18 protein-coding genes are annotated in these 18,831 nt (G+C 70.4%); 10 read left to right on the top strand and 8 right to left on the bottom strand.

All coding sequences use genetic code 11. The features are described from left to right. Positions 1–12 precede the first annotated feature (12 nt). The 4 genes from AC07PF_RS05835 (at position 13) to bufB (ending at position 3,657) form a co-directional block, all read left to right on the top strand. Positions 13–933, top strand: coding sequence for a DMT family transporter (locus AC07PF_RS05835; protein WP_494611165.1), 921 nt, complete (start codon positions 13–15; stop codon positions 931–933). 74 nt (positions 934–1,007) lie between these two features. Next, the gene (locus AC07PF_RS05830) at positions 1,008–1,493 is read left to right on the top strand and encodes an NUDIX hydrolase (RefSeq protein ID WP_035202437.1); all 486 of its coding nucleotides are present in this window, start codon (positions 1,008–1,010) and stop codon (positions 1,491–1,493) included. A 151-nt stretch (positions 1,494–1,644) separates the two neighbouring features. After that, positions 1,645–1,938 carry a BufA2 family periplasmic bufferin-type metallophore gene (gene bufA2, locus AC07PF_RS05825; RefSeq protein ID WP_494603740.1) on the top strand — a complete coding sequence of 98 codons (294 nt, stop codon included), beginning with the start codon at positions 1,645–1,647 and terminating at the stop codon, positions 1,936–1,938. Positions 1,939–1,980: 42 nt separating this feature from the next. Continuing rightward, positions 1,981–3,657, top strand: coding sequence for an MNIO family bufferin maturase (gene bufB / locus AC07PF_RS05820; RefSeq protein WP_494611164.1), 1,677 nt, complete (start codon positions 1,981–1,983; stop codon positions 3,655–3,657). Here the strand turns inward: bufB and AC07PF_RS05815 are convergent. The 5 genes from AC07PF_RS05815 to AC07PF_RS05795 form a co-directional block, all read right to left on the bottom strand. After that, the gene (locus AC07PF_RS05815; protein WP_494611163.1) at positions 3,629–4,603 is read right to left on the bottom strand and encodes a Bug family tripartite tricarboxylate transporter substrate binding protein; all 975 of its coding nucleotides are present in this window, start codon (positions 4,601–4,603) and stop codon (positions 3,629–3,631) included. The two genes, bufB and AC07PF_RS05815, sit on opposite strands and share 29 nt — an antisense overlap. A gap of 30 nt (positions 4,604–4,633) precedes the next feature. Then, positions 4,634–5,821, bottom strand: a complete 1,188-nt coding sequence (gene tcuB, locus AC07PF_RS05810) for a tricarballylate utilization 4Fe-4S protein TcuB (protein WP_494611162.1) — start codon at positions 5,819–5,821, stop codon at positions 4,634–4,636. Further along, on the bottom strand, positions 5,808–7,232 hold the full coding sequence (gene tcuA / locus AC07PF_RS05805; RefSeq protein ID WP_494611161.1) for an FAD-dependent tricarballylate dehydrogenase TcuA: 1,425 nt from the start codon (positions 7,230–7,232) through the stop codon (positions 5,808–5,810). Before tcuA ends, tcuB begins: the two co-directional genes overlap by 14 nt. Positions 7,233–7,378: 146 nt before the next feature. Further along, positions 7,379–8,359: a LysR family transcriptional regulator gene (locus AC07PF_RS05800; protein ID WP_494611160.1), complete on the bottom strand. Its 981-nt coding sequence runs from the start codon at positions 8,357–8,359 to the stop codon at positions 7,379–7,381. Positions 8,360–8,446: 87 nt separating this feature from the next. Next, the gene (locus AC07PF_RS05795; RefSeq protein WP_494611159.1) at positions 8,447–9,274 is read right to left on the bottom strand and encodes an IclR family transcriptional regulator; all 828 of its coding nucleotides are present in this window, start codon (positions 9,272–9,274) and stop codon (positions 8,447–8,449) included. Between the two features lie 102 nt (positions 9,275–9,376). Between AC07PF_RS05795 and AC07PF_RS05790 the strand changes: the two genes are divergently transcribed. Genes AC07PF_RS05790 through AC07PF_RS05770 form a run of 5 tightly spaced genes read left to right on the top strand, consistent with a single transcriptional unit; the run spans position 9,377 to position 14,271 of the window. After that, entirely contained in the window at positions 9,377–10,390 is a 1,014-nt protein-coding gene (locus tag AC07PF_RS05790; RefSeq protein WP_494611158.1) for a Bug family tripartite tricarboxylate transporter substrate binding protein, read from the top strand. Between the two features lie 33 nt (positions 10,391–10,423). Further along, positions 10,424–11,911, top strand: a complete 1,488-nt coding sequence (locus AC07PF_RS05785; RefSeq protein ID WP_494611157.1) for a class I adenylate-forming enzyme family protein — start codon at positions 10,424–10,426, stop codon at positions 11,909–11,911. A 13-nt stretch (positions 11,912–11,924) separates the two neighbouring features. Then, positions 11,925–12,710, top strand: coding sequence for a citryl-CoA lyase (locus tag AC07PF_RS05780; protein WP_494611156.1), 786 nt, complete (start codon positions 11,925–11,927; stop codon positions 12,708–12,710). Further along, positions 12,707–13,438, top strand: a complete 732-nt coding sequence (locus tag AC07PF_RS05775) for an SDR family oxidoreductase (protein WP_494611155.1) — start codon at positions 12,707–12,709, stop codon at positions 13,436–13,438. Before AC07PF_RS05780 ends, AC07PF_RS05775 begins: the two co-directional genes overlap by 4 nt. Next, positions 13,435–14,271, top strand: a complete 837-nt coding sequence (locus tag AC07PF_RS05770; protein ID WP_494611154.1) for an SDR family NAD(P)-dependent oxidoreductase — start codon at positions 13,435–13,437, stop codon at positions 14,269–14,271. Before AC07PF_RS05775 ends, AC07PF_RS05770 begins: the two co-directional genes overlap by 4 nt. A 181-nt stretch (positions 14,272–14,452) precedes the next feature. Here AC07PF_RS05770 and AC07PF_RS05765 read toward each other — a convergent pair whose 3' ends face one another. The 3 genes from AC07PF_RS05765 to AC07PF_RS05755 are packed head-to-tail and all read right to left on the bottom strand — an operon-like array spanning position 14,453 to position 17,698. Next, positions 14,453–15,532, bottom strand: a complete 1,080-nt coding sequence (locus tag AC07PF_RS05765) for a porin (protein ID WP_494611153.1) — start codon at positions 15,530–15,532, stop codon at positions 14,453–14,455. A 35-nt stretch (positions 15,533–15,567) separates the two neighbouring features. After that, a complete protein-coding gene (locus AC07PF_RS05760) occupies positions 15,568–16,554 on the bottom strand; it encodes a Bug family tripartite tricarboxylate transporter substrate binding protein (RefSeq protein WP_494611152.1) in 987 nt (328 codons plus the stop codon). 49 nt (positions 16,555–16,603) lie between these two features. Continuing rightward, a complete protein-coding gene (locus AC07PF_RS05755) occupies positions 16,604–17,698 on the bottom strand; it encodes a 4-oxalomesaconate tautomerase (RefSeq protein ID WP_494611151.1) in 1,095 nt (364 codons plus the stop codon). A gap of 196 nt (positions 17,699–17,894) precedes the next feature. Between AC07PF_RS05755 and AC07PF_RS05750 the strand changes: the two genes are divergently transcribed. After that, positions 17,895–18,815 (top strand): LysR family transcriptional regulator, encoded by a 921-nt coding sequence (locus AC07PF_RS05750; protein ID WP_007859094.1) that lies wholly within the window; start codon positions 17,895–17,897, stop codon positions 18,813–18,815. Positions 18,816–18,831: the final 16 nt, after the last annotated feature.

The raw sequence follows: 18,831 nt of genomic DNA, 5'->3' as shown, positions 1-18,831 counted from the left end.
GAAAATTCGGGCATGAACCTTGCCGGCCTGATCCGCCTTTTCGCCCTGGCCGCCCTGTGGGGTGGCAGCTTTCTGTTCATGCGCATCGCTGCGCCGGTGTGGGGCGCCGTGCCCACCGCGTTCGGCCGCGTGGTGCTGGGCGCGGCGGGGCTGCTCGCACTGCTGGCCGTGGTGCGGCTGCGGCCGGCGTTCCAGGGCAAGCTCGGCGCGGCGCTGGTGCTGGGCGCCATCAACTCGGGCCTACCGTTCCTGATGTTCGCGCTGGCCGCGCGCGTGTTGCCGGCGGGGTACAGCGCCATCCTCAACGCGACCACGCCGCTCATGGGCGTGGTGATCGGTGCGCTGGCCTTCGGCGAGCGCATCACGCCGGCGCGCGTGGGGGGCGTGCTGCTGGGCATGGCCGGGGTCGCGGTGCTGGCGCAGGCCGGGCCGGTGGCGCTCAGCGCGCCGGTGCTCGGCGGCATCGCCGCCTGTCTGGTGGCCACGGCCTGCTACGGCCTGGCGGGCTTTCTCACGCGCCGCTGGATCACCCAGCGCGGCGGGCTGGACAGCCGCCTGGTGGCGCTGGGCAGCCAGTGGGGTGCCGTGCTGGCCCTGGCACCGTTCGCACTCTGGGAGGCCGTGCACCAGCCCGTGGCCGTGTGGCTCACGGCCGGCCCCGCCGCCTGGGGCGCGATGCTGGCGCTGGGCCTCTTGTGCACCTCGTTCGCCTACGTGCTGTACTTTCGGCTGATTGCCGACGTGGGGCCGGTCAAGGCGCTCACGGTGACCTTTCTGATCCCCCTGTTCGGCGTGGCCTGGGGCTGGCTGGTGCTGGGCGAGGTGGCCACACTGGCCCATGCGGCCGGCGGCGTGCTGATCGCGCTGGCGCTGTGGCTGGTGCTGCGGCCCGTGCCGGCAGCCGTCCCTGGGGCAGTGGCTGCGCAGCGCTGAACCCATCCGCTGGCGCTGTATTGACGGCGCCACGCCCCGGGCATCCGTCGCGGGCCGTGGTCATAATGGCTGACATGCCGAACCGCTGGAAACCCAATGTCACCGTGGCCGCCGTGATCGAACGCGATGGCCGCTTCCTGCTGGTGGAGGAAGAAACCACCGATGGCCTCAAGCTGAACAACCCGGCCGGCCACCTCGACCCCGGGGAGTCGCCCGCCAGTGCCTGCGCGCGCGAGGTGCTCGAGGAAACGGCGTTCGATTTCGAGCCCACGCACATCATCGGGGTCTACCTCAACCGCTTCACCAAGACGCGCACGGGCGACGACCTCACCTACCTGCGCTTCGCCTTTGCCGGCACCCTGGGCACGCACCACGCCTGGCGCACGCTCGACGAAGGCATCGTGCGCACGGTGTGGATGACGGCCGAGGAGATCCGCGCCTGCCCCGAGCGCCACCGCAGCCCCTTGCTGCTGCAGTGCCTGGCCGACTACCTGGCGGGCCAGCGCTACCCGGTGTCGCTGGTGCACACGGATATCTCGGTGACCCAGACCTCGGGTTGAAGAGGCCTGCGCGGGGTGCGCTGCAACTATTTGTGGCGCCGCATGTAACCCGCGCGGTGGGCGGAGCGAAGTAACAGGCAGAGAGCGTGGCGCCGCGCGATCTGAACACCCCCTGTTTCGACCCCTCCCTCACCTTACGGAGTCTTCCACCATGCTGTCCACCCCGAATCCCTCCGCTGCTTCCCTCGCCCTGGCCGCCGCGCTGCTGGCCTTGTCCTCCGGTGCCTTTGCCGCCGACGCCCCCAAGGGCTCCAAGGGCGGAGCGGTTGCCGCCAACGACAAGGTGCACTGCTACAACGTGCACGACTGCAAGGGCAACAGCGACTGCTCCACCGCCGAGCACAGCTGCAAGGGCCAGAATGCATGCAAGGGCCATGGCTTCAAGGCCAAGACGGCCGCACAATGCCTGAGCGAAAAGGGCACGATTGGCGACATCAAGGGGTGATGGCCCCTGGCGGTTGCGCCACGGCGCGGCCGCCTGCGCACCATGGCACACGACCCCATCGCCGTGCGCGGCACCGGCTTCGGCCTGGGCCTGCGCACACCGCACTATGCGGATTTCCTCGCTGCTCCCCAGCCGCTGGACTGGCTGGAGATCATCACCGACAACTACCTCGTCGCGGGCGGCAAGCCGCTGGCAGTGCTCGATGCGCTGCGGCGCGACTACCCCATGGCCATGCACGGCGTGGCCATGGCCATCGGTGCAGCGCAGGGCGTGGATACCGCCTACCTGCGCCAGGTCAAGGCGCTGGCCGACCGCATCGAGCCGCTGTGGGTGTCGGACCACCTGTGCTGGATCGGCCCCGGCCCTGATCAGCAGTTGCACGACCTGTACCCGCTGCCCTACACCGACGCCGCGGCACGCCATGTGATCGCCCAGGTGCGCCGCGCGCAGGACGTGCTGGGCCGCCGGCTGGTGCTGGAGAACGTCTCCAGCTACATCCGCCATGCGGGCGACAGCGCGAGCGAATGGCAGTTCCTGGCCTACATCGCGCACGAGGCCGATTGCCTGCTGCTGGTTGATGTGAACAACATCCACGTGAGCAGCGTGAACCACGGCTTCGACCCGCTCACCTACCTCGACGCGCTGCCCGCGCACCGCGTGCAGCAGATCCACCTGGCCGGCCACTCGGACCTGGGCGACCACATCATCGACACCCACGACCACCCCGTGGCTCCGCCCGTGTGGGACCTGTATGCGCAGGCCTGCGAACGCTTCGGCGCCGTGGCCACGATGGTCGAGCGCGACGACCGCATTCCGCCCCTGGCCGAGCTGCTGGACGAGATGGCCGTGGCGCGGCGCATTGCCGCCCTGCATGTGCCGCAGGCGGGCGCAAAGGACCCTGCGCCACTGTCCTGGCCAGGCGCCACGTCCGTGCCTGCCCAGCCCCTGCAGGCGCTGCAGCAGGATCTGGCGGACCGCATCCTGGCCGAGCCGATGCAGGCCCTGGACGCCGATGCCCCGGTCACGGGCCGCCTGGGCATCTACCACCATGCCTACCGCGCGCGGCTGGCCGAGGTGCTGGCCGACACCTATGCCAAGACCTGGCTGTACATGGGGTCGGACACCTTCGAGGCCCATGCACGCGCCTATGCGGTGGCGCACCCGCCCAGGGTGCGCAGCCTCAACCGCTATGGCGAAGGCTTCACGGATACCCTGCGCACGCTCTACCCCGACAACCCCGAGTTGCACGAATTGGCCCAGCTGGACTGGGACCTGCGTACGCGCTTCGATGGGGCGGACGTGCCGGCGCTGGATGCGGCCACGGCCCCTGGCGCCAGCCCCTGGCTGGCACGCGCCGGGGTGCTGCACCCCAGTGCATTGCTGCGCACGCTAACCACCAACGCCGTCGCGCTGTGGAATGCCATCCACGCCGACGACGAGGTGCCTGAAGCCATGGCATTGCCGGCGCCGGTCAGCCTGCTGGTGTGGCGACAAGGCCACCAGCCACACTTTCGCACGCTGCAGGCGCCGGAGGCCGATTGGGTAGGCCATCTGCAGGCGGGTGCCTCGTTGGAGCAGGCCTGCGCGCGGTTGCAGACCCAGGGCCTGTTGCCCGCGCCCGAGGTGCTGGCGCAGTGGCTGGCCGGGCTGCTGCGCGATGGACTGGTGCGTGCCGACCTGCCGGCCCCTGCTACTCCGCCGTCAGCTTGCGCTCCTTGATGATGGCGGCCCACTGGGCGGATTCTTTCCGCATGAAGGCCGTGAGTTCCGCGCGCGTTGTGGGCTGGGGCGTCAGGCCATGCCTGTCCAGCGCCTCCTTCACGGCCGGGTCGCCCAGCACGGCCACGATCTCCTTGTTCCAGCGGTCCAGGATCGCCGCGGGCGTCTTGCCCGGCGCCACGAAGGCATACCAGTTGAGCGCCTCGAAGCCCGCAAAGCCCGACTCCGCCACCGTGGGGATGCCCGGCAGATAGGCCGGCCGCGTGAGCCCGGTGGTCGCCAGCGGCACCAGCCGGCCGGCCTCCACATGCGGCATGGCCGTGGGCGGGGCCGAGAAGTACGAGGCCACGCGCTCGCCCAGCAGGTCCTGCAGCGCAGGCGCCCCACCCTTGTAGGGCACATGCACCATGTCGATCCCTGCGCGCTGGTTGAACAGTTCGCCCGCCAGGTGCGAGGCCGATCCCGCGCCGGTGGAGGCGAAGTCCACGCTGCCGGGCTTCTTCTTCGAGAGTTGGACGAATTCGGCCAGCGTCTTCACGCCGGTGGCCTTGTGCACCACCAGCACGTTGGGGAAGTTGACACCGCCCGAGATGGGCGCCAGGTCCTTGAACGGGTCGTAGGGCAGCTTCATGAGGTGCGGCGCGATGGTCAGCGGGCCGATGGAGCCCAGCAGCAGCACCGTGCCGTCGGGCGCCGCGTTGGCGACGAACTGGTGCGCGATGTTGCCGCCCGCCCCGCCCTTGTTGTCCACCACCACCTGCTGGCCGATGTTCTCGCCCAGCTTCTTGGCGATCAGCCGGGCCGCGGCATCAGCTGCGCCGCCGGCTGCAAAACCCACGACCAGGGTGACGGGCTTCCTGGGCGGAAAGTCCTGGGCCTGCGCAGGCATGGACAGGGCCAGGGTGGTGAGTGCCGCCGCCTGCAGCAACCATTGTCGTTTGTTCATCGGTGTCTCCTTTGTGGGTCTTTTGGGGAATCAGTCGTCGCCCAGGCCGATGGGGCTGGGCTGGCGTTTTTCCACCGCATGGCGCAGCAGGGCCGCGGTGCGGAAGATGCCGTGCGCGAACTTGCCGTAGGGCATGGTGGCAAAGAGCGCCATCACCGCACCCAGGTGCAGGCACAGCAGCAACGCCAGGGCCGGGGTGCCGCGCGCCAGCCACAGCGCCAGGCCGCTGGTGCTGGTGAGGAACAGCAGGGCGATGAAGGCGCGGTCCATGGGCTTCTGGGCGGCGTCGCCATGCAGCGGGTGGCGCCGAAGGTTCAACTGCCACAGTCCGGCCGTGCCCAGCGCCAGGGCGGTCCCGCCCACGGCGCCCAGCAGCTTGGGCAGGCTGGGCAGGTCGTAGGGCGCGGCCCAGCCCAAGGCATAGTGGTAGAGCGTGGCCACGCTGGTGGCCGCAAAGCACAGTGCAAAGCCGTAGAAGGTCAGGTGGTGAAAGCGTCTGCGCCACAGGGTGTAGGCATCGTCCGCGTCGTGGCAGCCCTCGCCGTGGCCGCCATCGAGGTACTTGAGGCGCAGCACGGCGTCCGTGGCCTCGGCCGCCGCCGGGCCGCTCACGGGGGCGCCGCTGGTCGCGGGCGACACGTCGCGCCAGAAGCGGCGCACACCCAGGCCCAGGGCCAACGTGGCGAACAGGAACACCGGCGCGAACAGGCCCACCAGCAGGTTGTGCGGAAACAGGCGGTAGAAGTTGCCGCCCAGGTTCTGCCCCCACAGTGCCGCCAGGCCCTGGCCCTGCAGCACCACCGCGAGCAGCAGGAACAGCGTGAGCCCCGCCACCAGCGCCAGCGCCAGCGTGAGCCCGTTGCGCTGGTACAGCGCGCCCAGCGCGGGCGGCCAGGCGTAGTCGGCATAGGTCTGGCCGCGCACCTGGGCCATGGCCTGCGGCACGTTGACCGCGAAGGCATGTGGTGGCGCGTACTGGCAGGCATGCAGGCAGGCGCCGCAGTTGTGGCACAGGTTGGCCAGGAAGTGGATGTCGGCCTTGCCGAATTCCAGCCGCCGGGTCATGGCCGGGAACACGGCGCAAAAACCTTCGCAGTAGCGGCAGGCATTGCAGATCTGCATCTGGCGCGCGACTTCGGTTTCGGGGGCTGAGAAGGGGGCGATGGAGCCACCGGCCAGGGCCCGTGCATCCTGCACCAGGGCATCAAGCGACTGCATGGGCCACCTCCTGGCTCTGTGCTGCGCGCGCGGCGTTGGTGCCCGCGATGCGCCCGAAGGCCGTGCCGATGGACATGCCGACCCCGGCCGTGTAGCCCTTGCCCAGCACGTTGCCGGCCATCATCTCGCCGGCCACGAAGAGATTCGGGCTGGCCTGCCCGCCGAAGTGCACGGCGGCACTCTCGTCCGTGCGCAGGCCGAGGTAGGTGAAGGTGACGCCGGGCCGCAGCGCATAGCCGTAGAAAGGGGGAGTGTCGATGGGGCGCGCCCAGTGCGTCTTGGCGGGCGCGAGGCCCTCGGTGTGGCAGTCGTCGAGCGCGGTGTGGTCGAAGCGGCCGACGCGGCAGGCGGCGTTGTAGCCATCGAGCGTGTGCATGAAGCGGGCCACGTCGAGCCCCAGTTGCTGCGCCAGTTCGGGCAGGCTGTCGGCCTGCACGCCCGGGAACACGGGGGGCATGAAGCGGCCCACGGCCTGGCTGTCGATGATGGAGTAGCCGATCTGCCCGGGTTGCTGGGCCACCAGGCGGCCCCAGATCGCGTAGCGCTTGGGCCAGAAGTCCTCGCCCTCGTCATAGAAGCGCTCGGCCTGCCGGTTGACCACCACACCGAGCGACACGCAGTCGATGCGCGTGCAGATGCCGCCGTCGTACAGCGGCGCGCGCGCATCGATGGCCACCATGTGGGCCTGCGTGGGGTCGCCGATGCGGTCGGCGCCATGGTCATCGAGCAGGTGGCGCAGCAGCACGCCGCGGTTGTAGGCCGTGCCGCGGATCAGGAAGTTGTCCGACGGCCATTCGCCGCGCTCGTTCTGGCCCCAGGCCTCGCGCAGCCATTCGCGGTTGGATTCGAAGCCGCCAGCGGCCAGCACGCAGGCGCGGGCGCGGATGCGCTGGCCCTTGCAGTGCGCGGCGACGAAGCGGCCGCCCTCGGTCTCGATGCGGTCCACGGGGGCTTCATAGCGCACCTGTACGCCGAGTTGCTCGGCACTGCGGTAGTAGGCGTTCACCAGCGCCTTGCCGCCGCCCATGAAGAAGGCATTGGTGCGCGCTGTGTGCAGCGCACCCGCCAGCGAGGGCTGGAAGTGCACGCCATGGCGGCGCATCCAGTCGCGGCAGGTGCCCGAGGCGCGAATCACCAGGCGCGCCAGGTGCTCGTCGGTCAGGCCGCCGGTCACCTTGAGCAGGTCCTGCCAGAACTCCTCTTCGGGGTAGGCCTCCACCAGCACGTCCTGCGGCGCATCGTGCATGCAGCGCAGGTTGCGCGTGTGGGCCGAATTGCCGCCGCGCCATGCGCGCGGGGCCGCCTCCAGCAGCAGCACGCTGGCGCCGGCTTCGCGCGCCATCAGCGCGGCGCACAGGGCGGCATTGCCGCCGCCGATCACCAGCACGTCGGGGGTGGTGTTCGTCTCCATGGGTCAGCGCTCCCCTTGGCGGGGAGCGCGGGGGCTCGTCCTGCGCATCATCGTGGTCTCCGGGCGGTGCTGCCGCCGCATGTCGTGGTGGTGCCACTGTAGGGAGACCGCTGCAGGGCGTGCAGCAGGTTCAGGTCATGCAGGTATCACGAATCGTGATGGCCTGGGGCGCTTTCGATCAGGGTGGTGCCGAACCATTGGCCGGCCCCTACCAGGCCGCGCACACAGTCGGCCACCACCACGCGGGTGGCCAGCGCGGCGGGCGAGAGCTCGTCCTCGGACAGGCTGCACAGCAGGTTCACGCGGCGCGCGGGCGCATCGGTCAGGCGCGCGCATTGAAAGCGCTGGGCCGCATCCGGGTAGCGGCCCATGGCCGCCCAGGGCTGCAGGGTGGAGCCCAGGCCGGCGTCCACTGCGGCCATGACCATGGCCAGGGAGTCGACCTCCAGCACGATGTGCGGTGCCACGCGGTCGCGCGCGAAGGCCGTGTCCAGCGTGCTGCGCAGGCCGTGCGGGCCGGTGGGCAGGATCAGCGGCTCGTTGCCGAGCTCGGCCACGGTAATGGTCTCGGGCAGGCGACGCGTGCCCGGGCCGCCGCGCGCGCAGATCAGGAACAGGTCTTCCTCCAGCAGCGGCTGCACCTGCCAGCGCCGCCCTGCGCCCGATGGCTGCGCCTGGTGCAGCCGGGTGTCGAACAGCACGGCCAGGTCGAGCTGGCGGGCATGCAGCATGTCCGTGAGGTGGCCCGACATGCCTTCGACCATGTGCAGCCGCACGTCGGGGTAGCGGGCGCGCATGGCCTGCATCAGCGGCAGGCCGAGCACGGCCGATGTGGTGGGCGCCAGGCCCACGGTGGCGGTGCCCGACAGGCGCGCCTGCTGCGCCGCGCGCACGGCCTGCTCGGCATGGCGCAGGGTCAGCTGGGCCTCGCGGAAGAAGGCCAGGCCGGCCTCGGTGGGTGCCACGCCGCGCGGCGTGCGGTGCAGCAGCCGGGTGGACAGCTCCCCTTCGAGCCGGGTGATCTGCTGGCTCAGTGCGGACTGCACCACGTCCAGGTCCAGCGCGGCGCGGCTCATGGAGCCGCGCTCCACGACGCGCACGAAATAGCGCAGTTGTCTCAGTTCCATCGGGCGATCCTTCGGGCCGTGTGCGTTGCGCAGCCATCATGCTGTGTGATGGGTGGGGATGTTCGCACACCCGCCCCGGGCAGCGGCTCAGACGCCGTTTGGCAGCAGTGCGGCCAGGGCCTCGCGCATCCAGCGCGCAATGAGCTGCTGGCGCTCGCGCGGCATGCGGTCCAGGGTCGAGGCCACGCTGATCGCGGCCACGGGGGCACCTTCGGCGTTGCGCACGGCCATGCCCGCGGCCAGCACGCCCTGGGTGGCGTGGTTGCCCACCACCGACCAGCCGCGCTCGCGCGTGGCGCGCACCAGGATGGCCAGGCGCTCGGGCGTCATGCCGCCATAGCGTGGCAGGGCCTGCGCGTTGGCCGCGATGCAGGTGTCCACCTCGTCGTCGGGCAAGGCCGCCAGCAGCGCCAGCCCGGCCGCGCCCACGCCCAGCGGCTGGCGCGTGCCGACCTGGATCACGAGGATCTGCACCGGGTGCGTGCCCACGTGGCGCGCAATGCAGTGCGAGGCCGGCCCTTCGCGCACGATGGCGAAGGCCGCATCGCCGCAGGCCCGGCTCACGCGCTCCAGCATCGGGGTGAGGCGCATGGCCATGTTGGGCAGGGCGGCGGGCGCGGCCACGGCCGCCAGGCGCGGCCCGGCCACGTAGTGGAAACGCCCGCGCCGGGCCTGGTGGCCGCCTTCGAGCAGGGTGGCCAGCAGGCGGTAGACGGTGGCCCGTTCCAGCCCCGCGGCGCGGCACAGCTCGACCACGCGCAGGCCGTCGCGCCCGCTGGCGAGCACGGCGTCGAGCACCTGCAGGCCGCGGCGCAGGGTGCGGCTGCCGGGGTCTTCCAGCGGCTCTTCGGGCAGCGGGGTGGATGTTGAAACGTCCGGCAGGCGGACGTTTCGATTCGCGGGTCGGGAGGGCATGGGAAAGAATTTGTCCGTCGATGCAACCAGTGCGCAGTGTGCCGCAGAGCCACGCCGCCGGGGCGCCAAGACCGATTTCCCGACACACAAAGGAGACAAGACATGAGCCCGCACACCACAACCATCACCGCGCCGCGCCGGCGCCTGCTGGCCCTGGCCGCCGCTGCCGTCGCCTGCACCACCGCATTGCCCCTGCAGGCCCAGACCGCCAGCGCCACGGGCTGGCCCGCCAAGCCCATCAAGCTCGTCGTGGGCTATGCAGCCGGCGGCGCCACCGACGTGATCGCGCGCCTGGTGGCCGTCAAGCTCGGCGACCAACTCGGCCAGCCCGTGGTGGTGGACAACCGCGCGGGCGCCAACAGCAACGTGGGCGCCGAGAACGTGGCACGCGCCCCGGCCGACGGCTACACGCTGTACGTCTACACCATCGCCAACACCATCAACGCCTCGCTGTACCCCAAGCTCGGCTACGACCCGGTCAAGGACTTCGAGCCCATCGGCATGATCGCCAAGATCCCCAACATCCTGGTGGTCAACCCCAAGCTGCCCGTCAAGAACCTGGCCGACTACGTGCGCTACGCCAAGGAGTCCAAGGACGGCATCACCTTCGCGTCCTCGGGCAGCGGCTCGTCCATCCACCTCTCGGGCGAGATGTTCAAGATGCAAAGCCAGCTCAAGATGCTGCACGTGCCCTACCGCGGCAGCGCCCCGGCCGTGACCGACCTGCTGGGCGGCCAGGTGGATTCGATGTTCGACAACACGCCCTCGGCGCTGCCGCATGTGCAGGCCGGCAAGCTGCGCGCCATTGCCATCACCAGCGCCCAGCGCTCGCCCCTGCTGCCCGATGTGCCCACGCTGGCCGAGTCGGGCTATGCGGGCTTCGACGTGCAGTCTTGGTTCGGCCTGGCCGCGCCCACGGGCACGCCGCGCCCCGTGGTCGAGCAGCTCAACGCCGCACTCAACAAGGTGCTGGCCCAGCCCGAGGTGCGCAGCCGCCTGCAGGAGCTGGCCGCCACCCCCGATTCGGGCACGCCCGACAAGATGCGCAGCTTTGCCGCCGCCGAGATCAAGCGCTGGCGTGAGGTCGTCAAGGCCTCCGGCGCGACGGCCGAGTAAGCGAGCCCCTCCCCCACCACGACCCTGCTTCCCATGTTCCCCATCGACTTCTTCTGGCGCGCCGCCCAGCGCTGGCCCGACCGCATCGCCATCGACGCACCCGAGGGCGCCCTCCGCTACGACGCGCTGGCCGCGCGCGTGGCGGCGCTGGCGGCCGGCTTCACCGCCATCGACCCGGCACCGCAAAGCCGCGTCGGCATCTGCGCGGGCAACAGCGCCGACCACATCGCCGCGCTGCTGGCCGTGCTGGCCTGCGGCAAGGTCTGGGTGCCGCTCAACCCCAAGAGCACCCGACCCGAGATCCGCCGCATCATCGATGCGACCGAGCCCTCCATCGTGGTGCTGGACAACGCCTGCTCCGAGCTGCTCGAGGGCGCGCCCGGTGTCCACCTGCCGACCGCAGGGCTGTCCGACCTGGCGGCCGCACATGCCGGCGCCCGGCGCCCCGTGATCGACCTGCCGGACGACGCGACCCAGGCCATCAAGTTCACGGGCGGCACCACGGGCGCGCCCAAGGGCGTGATGCAGCCCTACCGCGCGTGGATGGCCAACATCACCAACCAGATCCACGCCTGGGGCTTCGATGAGCACGAGCGCTACATCGTGGCCGCGCCCATCACGCACGGCACCTCTACCTACCTGCTGCCCATCCTGGCGCAGGGCGGCTGCCACGTGGTGCTGGGCGGCGCGGGGGCCGAGGCGGTGCGCACGGCCTTCCGCGAGCGCGGCGGCACGGTGTGCTTCATGCCGCCCACACTGGTCTACATGCTGATGGCGCTGCCGGGGGCATCGCGCGCGGACTTTCCGCGCCTGCGCCGGTTGATCTACGGCGGTGCGCCCATGCCGCCCGAGAAGATCCGCCAGGTGCGCGACTTCTTCGGCCCGGTGCTGGGCACCACCTACGGCCAGACCGAGGCGCCGCAGATCCTCACCGTGATGCAGCCCGCGGACTTCGAGGACCCGGCCAACTGGGCGGCCGTGGGCCGCACCACCTGGTTCAGCGACGTGGCCATCATGGCGCCGGACGGCCGCCTGCTGCCCACGGGCGAGGTGGGCGAGGTGGTGGCGCGCGGCGACCTGCTCATGACCGGCTACTGGCGCCTGCCCGAGAAGACCGCCGAGACCCTGGTCGACGGCTGGCTGCACACCGGCGACCGCGGCCTCATCGATGAACGCGGGTACCTCTACCTCAAGGACCGGCTCAAGGACATGGTGATCACCGGCGGCTTCAATGTCTACCCCGTGGACGTGGAGAACGCGCTGGGCCAGCACCCGGCCGTGCACGAATGCGCCGTGTTCGGCCTGCCCGACGACAAGTGGGGCGAGACCGTGCAGGCCGCCGTGCAGCTGCGCCCCGGCGTGCAGGCCACGGAAGCCGAGCTGATCGCCTTCGTGCGCGAACGCCTGGGCCCTGTGCAGACGCCCAAGCACATCCATTTTCACGAGAGCCTGCCCCGTTCGCCCGTGGGCAAGGTGCTCAAGTCCGCCGTGCGCGATGCGGCATTGGCCGCCACGGCCTGAAGGAACCATTCCCATGACCAACACCGCTTCCAAGACCCCCGTCACCAGCCTGTGCACCCACACCCTGACCAGCCTGCATTACCGCGATGCGAACCTGGTGGAGGATCTGATGGGGAAGAAGACCTTCACCGAGGTGATGCTGATGCAGATCCTGGGCCGCGCGCCGCGCGGCGTGGACCTGCGCATCACCGACGTGGTGCTCATCGTGCTCATGGAGCACGGCCTCACGCCCAGCGCCATCGCCACGCGGCTGATCTACATGAGCGCGCCCGAGAACCTGCAGGGCGCCGTCTCGGCCGGCCTGCTGGCCGTGGGCAGCTCCTTCGTGGGCACCATGGAGAACTGTGCCGGCCTGCTCGACCGCATCGGCGCCGCAGCCGACCCGAAGGCCGAGGCGCTGGCTATCGCGCGCCACTACAAGGGCCTGAAATCCCCCGTGCCGGGCTTCGGCCACCACCTGCACAAGCCGGTGGACCCGCGTGCCTACAAGCTGCTGGAGATGGGCCGCGCCGAGGCCGAACTGCAGGGCGACAAGATCCGCGCGCTGGAGACCCTCTCGCAGGCGGTGGACGAGGTGGCGGGCCGCGCCATCACCATCAACGCCACGGGCGCGGTGGCCGCGCTGCTCGGCGAGATCGGCGTGCCCACGGCGGTGATGCGCGGCTTTGCCGTGATCTCGCGCGCAGCGGGCCTGGTGGCGCACATCGTGGAAGAGCAGAACAGCCCTTCGGGCCGCTTCATCTGGGACACCATCGAGCATGCGATTCCCTTCGTCGGCGGCAAGGACGTCCAGGCATGAGCGGCGGCCAGGAAGGCACGGTGCTCGTCACCGGCGCCAGCCGCGGCATCGGCCGCGCCGTGGCCACGCGGCTGATGGCCGATGGCCTGGACGTGGTCAACTTCGACATCGCCGCGCCCGAGGCCCTTGCGCAGAAGGAGACCTTCGTGCTGGTGGACCTGGCCGACGAGGCTGCGCTGCGCGACGCGCTGGCGCGCACCGTGGCCGCGCGGCCCATCACCCGGCTGGTGAACAACGCGGGCATCGTGCGCCCGGCCGGCATCGATGCGGCGACCAGCGCCGACCTGCAGGCGGTGATGGCCGTCAACCTGGCCGCGGCCATCGCCTGCGTGCAGGCGCTGCTGCCGGCCATGCGCGCGGCGCGGTTCGGGCGCATCGTCAATATCTCTAGCCGCGCGGCGCTGGGCAAGGGCGAACGCATCGCCTATGCCGCCAGCAAGGCCGCGGTGCACGGCTTCACGCGCACCCTGGCGCTGGAGCTGGGCGCCGACGGCATCACCGCCAACGCCATCGGCCCTGGGCCGATTGCCACCGAGCTGTTCGAGCGCGTGAACCCGCCGGGCGCACCGGCCACGCAGCGCATCCTGGACACCATCCCCGTGCGCCGCATGGGCCAGCCCGAAGAGGTGGCGCACCTGGTGGCCTCGCTGCTCGATGCGCGTGCGGGCTTCACCACCGGCCAGGTGGTCTATGTGTGCGGCGGCATGACCGTGGGGCTGGCGCCATGAGCAGCACGCCGAAAAGTACGCCACCGGCCCTGCCGCTGGACCTGTCGGGCCGCGTGGTCTTCGTGGCCGGCGGCGGATCGGCGGGCCCGGGCTGGAGCATCGGCCGGGCCGCCTGCGTGACCTATGCGCGCCTGGGCGCCAGCGTCTGCGTGGCCGACCGCGACGCGGCGTCGGCCGCGGAGACCACGGCGCTGATCGAGGCCGAGGGCGGCACAGCCGCCACCTTCGTGGGCGACGTGGCTGTGCAGGAGGAGGTGAAGCGCCTGTTCGCCGAGGCGCGCGAGCGTTTCGGCGGCGCCATCGACGTGCTGCACCACAACGTGGGCATCGGCAAGACCGGCGGGCCGCTGGAGACCAGTGCCGAGGACCTCGACCGCATCCACGGCGTGAACGTGGGCAGCCTGCTGCTGGCCTGCCAGGAGGTATTGCCCGGCATGGTGGAGCGCGGGCGGGGCTCCATCATCACCATCTCGTCCATCGCGGGCATGCGCTACCTGGGCTACCCGCACCTGGCCTACGGCGTCACCAAGGCGGCGGTCACGCACTTCACGCGCATGGTGGCGCAGCAGTACGCGGGCCAGGGCGTGCGTGCCAACACGGTGGTGCCGGGGCTGATCGACACGCCGCGCATCGCGACCACGGTAGCGAAGATGTTCTCGGACACCAGCCTGGATGAAGCGCGCGCCGCACGCGCCCGCCAGGTGCCCATGGGCCGCATGGGCACGGCCTGGGACGTGGCCCATGCCTGCGCCTTCCTGGCCAGCGATGCATCGGCCTATGTGACCGGCACGGAGCTGGTGGTGGATGGCGGCATCACGGGCAAATTTGTGTAGAGCCGCTCAGTTCAGTTGGCCATTGTGCTGTGCGCAGCCCGCGATGCATGAAACTGGCGCGGCCGAGCCCAGTGCCCCCGTGCAAGGGCCGCCCCGCCGCACTGGGGGCGTCCCCCTCCCGACTCGCGCAGCGAGTCGAGAGAGGGGTGAGGGCGCGAAGCGACTCAGGGGGTGCTTCATTTCAGAAGCTGTGCATGACACCGGCGGAAACGCCGGTGGCCGTGCGCTTGTTCGCAGCGCCCTGGTAGCCGTTGCGCCAGCGTGTGTGGTCCAGCTCGGCATACACCCGGGTGCGGCGCGACAGCTTGTACTCGGCAAAGGCCACCATGCGGCCGTAGCCATCGTCGGCCGCGGCCGTGCGGGTGCGGTCGATCTTGTAGTAGGTGGCGGTCAAGTCCAGCAGCGGCAGCGCTGCCCAGGTAGCGCCTGTGGACAGCACGCGCTGCTCGGTGTGCGTGGCCGCACCGGTCTTCGCCTTGCTGCGCCCGGCATTCGCGGCCAGGCGCAGGCTGCCCCATTGGTACGCTGCGCCCAGCGTGGCGGCATCGAGCGGCCGCAGGTTGCTGTCCTTGAAGGTCTGCCAGGCGCCGGACACGGTGAGGCCGCCATCGGCATAGGCCAGGCCCAGGCCGTGCGAGGACAAGGCGGACGATTGGGATGCGACTTCGCCCACCCCCAGCATGGCCCGCGCCGTGAGGCCGCCCCAGCGGCCCGTGAGCTTGACGGCATTGTCCAGGCGGTAGGAGCCGGTGTTGGCGCCCGCGCTGCCGTATTCGATGCCCAGGCCGTGCTGGCTCAACGCGGTGACACCGATGTTGGGGTTGAAGCTGGCAAAGCGCATGCCCAAGGGGTCGACGGGCGAGATGGCGTCGGCCAGCAGCGTGGTCTGCCGCCCGAGTGCGATGCTGCCCCAGGCGTTCTGCAGCCCGACCCAGGAGGCGCGGTCGAAGTACTTCGCACTGTTGGCGGGTGCGCCGGTATCGGCATTGAGGCCGCTTTCCAGGTTGAACAGCGCGCGGGCGCCGCCACCCAGGTCTTCGCTGCCGCGGACCCCCCAGCGGCTGGTGGTGTGGATGCCGCTGCCCAGGCTGTGGTGCGAGCCGGGCGCGGGGGCGTTGGCGGCGGTGAGCCCGCTGGCGTGGCGCAGGCCCAGGTCCACCACGCCATACAGCGTGAGTTGGGTGGATGCGGTCTGGGCGAAGGCGGGCGCGCAGGCCAGCAGGGCGAATGAGGCGCACAGGGCGCCGGTCGTGTTCTTCATGCGGTCTCCTCGGTGGGTGTTCTTGTTCGACGGGGTCAATCGGCGGTCAGCTGGGCCTTCTGCACCACGCCGCGCCATTTCGCGAGTTCCTGGCGCACGGTCTGAGCCAGGGCCTCGGGTGTGCTGCTGTCGACCACGGCGCCCTGCTCCTCGATGCGCCGGGCCACGTCCTTGTCGGCCAGGGCGGTGTTGAGCACCTTGTTGAGCTGGTCCACCACGGCCTTGGGCGTCTTGCCCGGGGCGAACAGCGCGTACCACTGGGTGATCTCCACGCCCTTGATGCCGGCCTCTTCGAGCGTGGGCACGTCGGGCATCAGCGAAGAGCGCTTGGGTCCGGCCAGCGCCAGGGCGCGCAGCTTGCCGTTCTTCACGTGGGACGAGGCCGAGAACAGGCTGGGGAACATCACCTGCGTCTGGTTGGCCATGGTGTCGTTCATTGCCGGGGCCGAGCCGCGGTAGGGCACATGCGCCATCTGCGCGCCGCTCTCGAGCTTGAACATCTCGGCCGAGAAGTGCGGCGCCGTGCCGTTGCCGGCCGAGGCGTAGTTGTAGGAGGTCGGATGGGCCTTGGTGAGCGCCACGAACTCGGCCACCGTCTTCGCGGGCACCTTGGGGTTGATGACCATCAGCGTGGGCGAGTAGCAGACCATGCCGATGGGCTCGAACTGGGTGACGGGGTCGTAGCGCAGCTTCTGCAGCGCGGGGCTCATGCCATGGGTGCCGATGTAGCCGAACAGGATGGTGTGGCCGTCCGGCGTGGCGCGCGCCACGTACTCGGCGGCAATGGCGCCGTTGGCGCCGGCCTTGTTCTCCACGATCACCGACTGACCCAGCAGCTGCGACATCTTCTGTGCCACCACGCGCGCCATGCCGTCGTTGCCGCCCCCGGCGGCCGTGGGCACGACCAGGGTGATGGAGCGCTCGGGATAGGCAGCGTGCGCCACCAGAGGTGCGCCGGCCAGCGTGGCGAGGGCCAGTGCGGCGGCCAGGGTGCGGCGGCGCGATGGGAAAGGGTGTGTCATGGTCTTGTCTCCTGTCATGTCGTTGTGAATGGATGAGAAAAAAGGGAAGTCAGACCTGTTGTGCCGCGGCCTCTGCGACGAACAAGGTGCCTTCCAGGATCTTTCGGGCCGTGCGCACCAGCGCGGCCTGCACCAGCGTGCATTGGCCGTCCACCAGGGCGAGTTCGACATCCACGTGGATGCGGCCGGCCGGGTGCAGCACCTCCACGCGGCGCATGCCGGCGCTGGGCAGGGTGCGTGCGTCGCTGGCCACGGTGCCGGGCAGCACCAGGGCGGCGGCCACGCCGATGGCTCCGGTCACGGCGTGCGAGCGGTGGCAGCGCCGCGGCGTGAAGTAGCGCGAGACGATGCTGCCGGGCGCCGTGCCGGGCGAGACGATCACCGGCTTGGGCAGCACGCTGCCCGAGACATCGCCCATGCCCATGCGCAGCCCGGCCTCGCAGCGCAAGGCTTCGAGCCGTGCCAGCAAGGCCGTGTCGGCATCGAGCTCGGCAGGGCTCTCGTCGCCGCGCAGGCCCAGGTCGGCCGCACGCACCAGCACCATCACCTGGGCGGCGTCGATGCAGGTCACCGGCAGGCCCTGGATGCTGTCGATGCGCTGCCCGGTGGGGAAAATCTGCCCCGTGACGGCGCCCCAGGCATCGAGGAAGTTCATCAGCACCGGGGCCGCCGTGCCCTGCACGCCGTCGATGCGCACATCGCCCTCGTAGTGCACGCGGCCGCCGCGGGTCTGCACCTGCACGTCGATGCGCGAGCGGGTGTTCACGTTGTAGACGCGCACCCGCGTCACGTCGCCGGTGCGGCTGGCGGGCACCAGGCCCTGTTCGATCGCGAAGGGGCCCACGCCGGCCAGCATGTTGCCGCAGTTGGGCCGTGTGTCCACACGGGCCTCGTCCACGCTGACCTGGGCGAACAGGTAGTCCACGTCGCAGCCGGCATGGGCCGAGCGCGAGACGATGGCGACCTTGCTGGTCAGCGAGTTGCCGCCGCCCAGGCCGTCGATCTGCAACTCGTGCGGCGAGCCGAGGGCCGCGATCAGCGTGCGGTCACGCTCTGCGGGATCCGTGGGCAGCCAGTCGGCCAGGAAGAAGGGGCCCCGGGAGGTGCCGCCGCGCATCAGGACGCAAGGTAGGTGGTAGCTCATGGGACCGCATGGTGCGGCGCCGCCGATTGTTTGTGAATTGCATTGTTGGCAACGATTGATGCATGCTGCGCAATAGATGCCAGGCACTTGTACGTGATGAAATGGCGCCTGTGAATTGCAAGGTTGCGAAGCATTGATGCACCGCACGCAATGCACGCCACCCACGTCCCTTGGTCCCTTTAACCGGGCTTGCGCCATGCACACCAAATTCGATCTGGCCGATATCCAGGCCTTCGCCGCCGTGGCCGAGCTGCAGAGCTTTCGCGCCGCGGCCGAATCCATCCACCTGTCGCAGCCGGCCTTCAGCCGCCGCATCGACAAGCTCGAAGAGGCCCTGGGCGTGCGCCTGCTTGACCGCACCACGCGCCGCGTGACGCTCACCGCCGTGGGCCGCGACTTCGCGCGCAAGACGCGGCTGTGGCTCGACGACCTGGACGGCATGCTCATGGGCTTGGGCGACGTGGCAGCGCGGCGCATGGGCGAGGTGACGATCGCCTGCGTGCCCTCGGCCGTGTATTACTTTTTGCCGCAGGTGGTCAAGCGCTACCACGAGCGCTTTCCGAAGATCCGCGTCAAGGTGCACGATGCCAGCGCCAACGAGGTGCTGGTGGCCGTGGCTCAGGGCGATGCGGATTTCGGCCTCAATTTCATCGGCAGCCAGGAGGCCGAGATCGAGTTCAAGCCCGTGCTGGCCGAGCGCTTCGTCGCCGCCTGCCGGCGCGACCATGTGCTGGCGCGGCGCAAGAAGGTCACCTGGGCGGAGCTGGGCCAGCACGACTTCATGTCGGTGGGCAAGACCTCGGGCAACCGCCTGCTCATGGACCTGGCGCTGGCCAATGTGCCCGACCGCCCGCAGTGCCTGTACGAGGCCAAGCACGTGACCACCTTGCTCGGCCTGGTGGAGGCCGGCCTGGGCGTGGCCGCCGTGCCGCGCCTGGCCATGCCGGGCAAGGACCACCCCACCCTGGTCAGCATCCCCCTGGTGGACCCGGTGGTCACGCGGCAGATGGGGCTCATCAAGCGCCGCGGGCGCTCCCTGTCGCCCGCGGCCCAGCAGCTGTATGACCTGCTGGTGGCTACGCGTACTGCGCGCCCGCGCAGCGTACCCGCGGCATAAAAAATACAATCCAGGC

The organism is Acidovorax sp. GW821-FHT10A04, from assembly GCF_059415825.1.
Note: the sequence above shows the minus strand (reverse complement) of the source record. Positions and strands in the feature narration are given on the sequence as shown.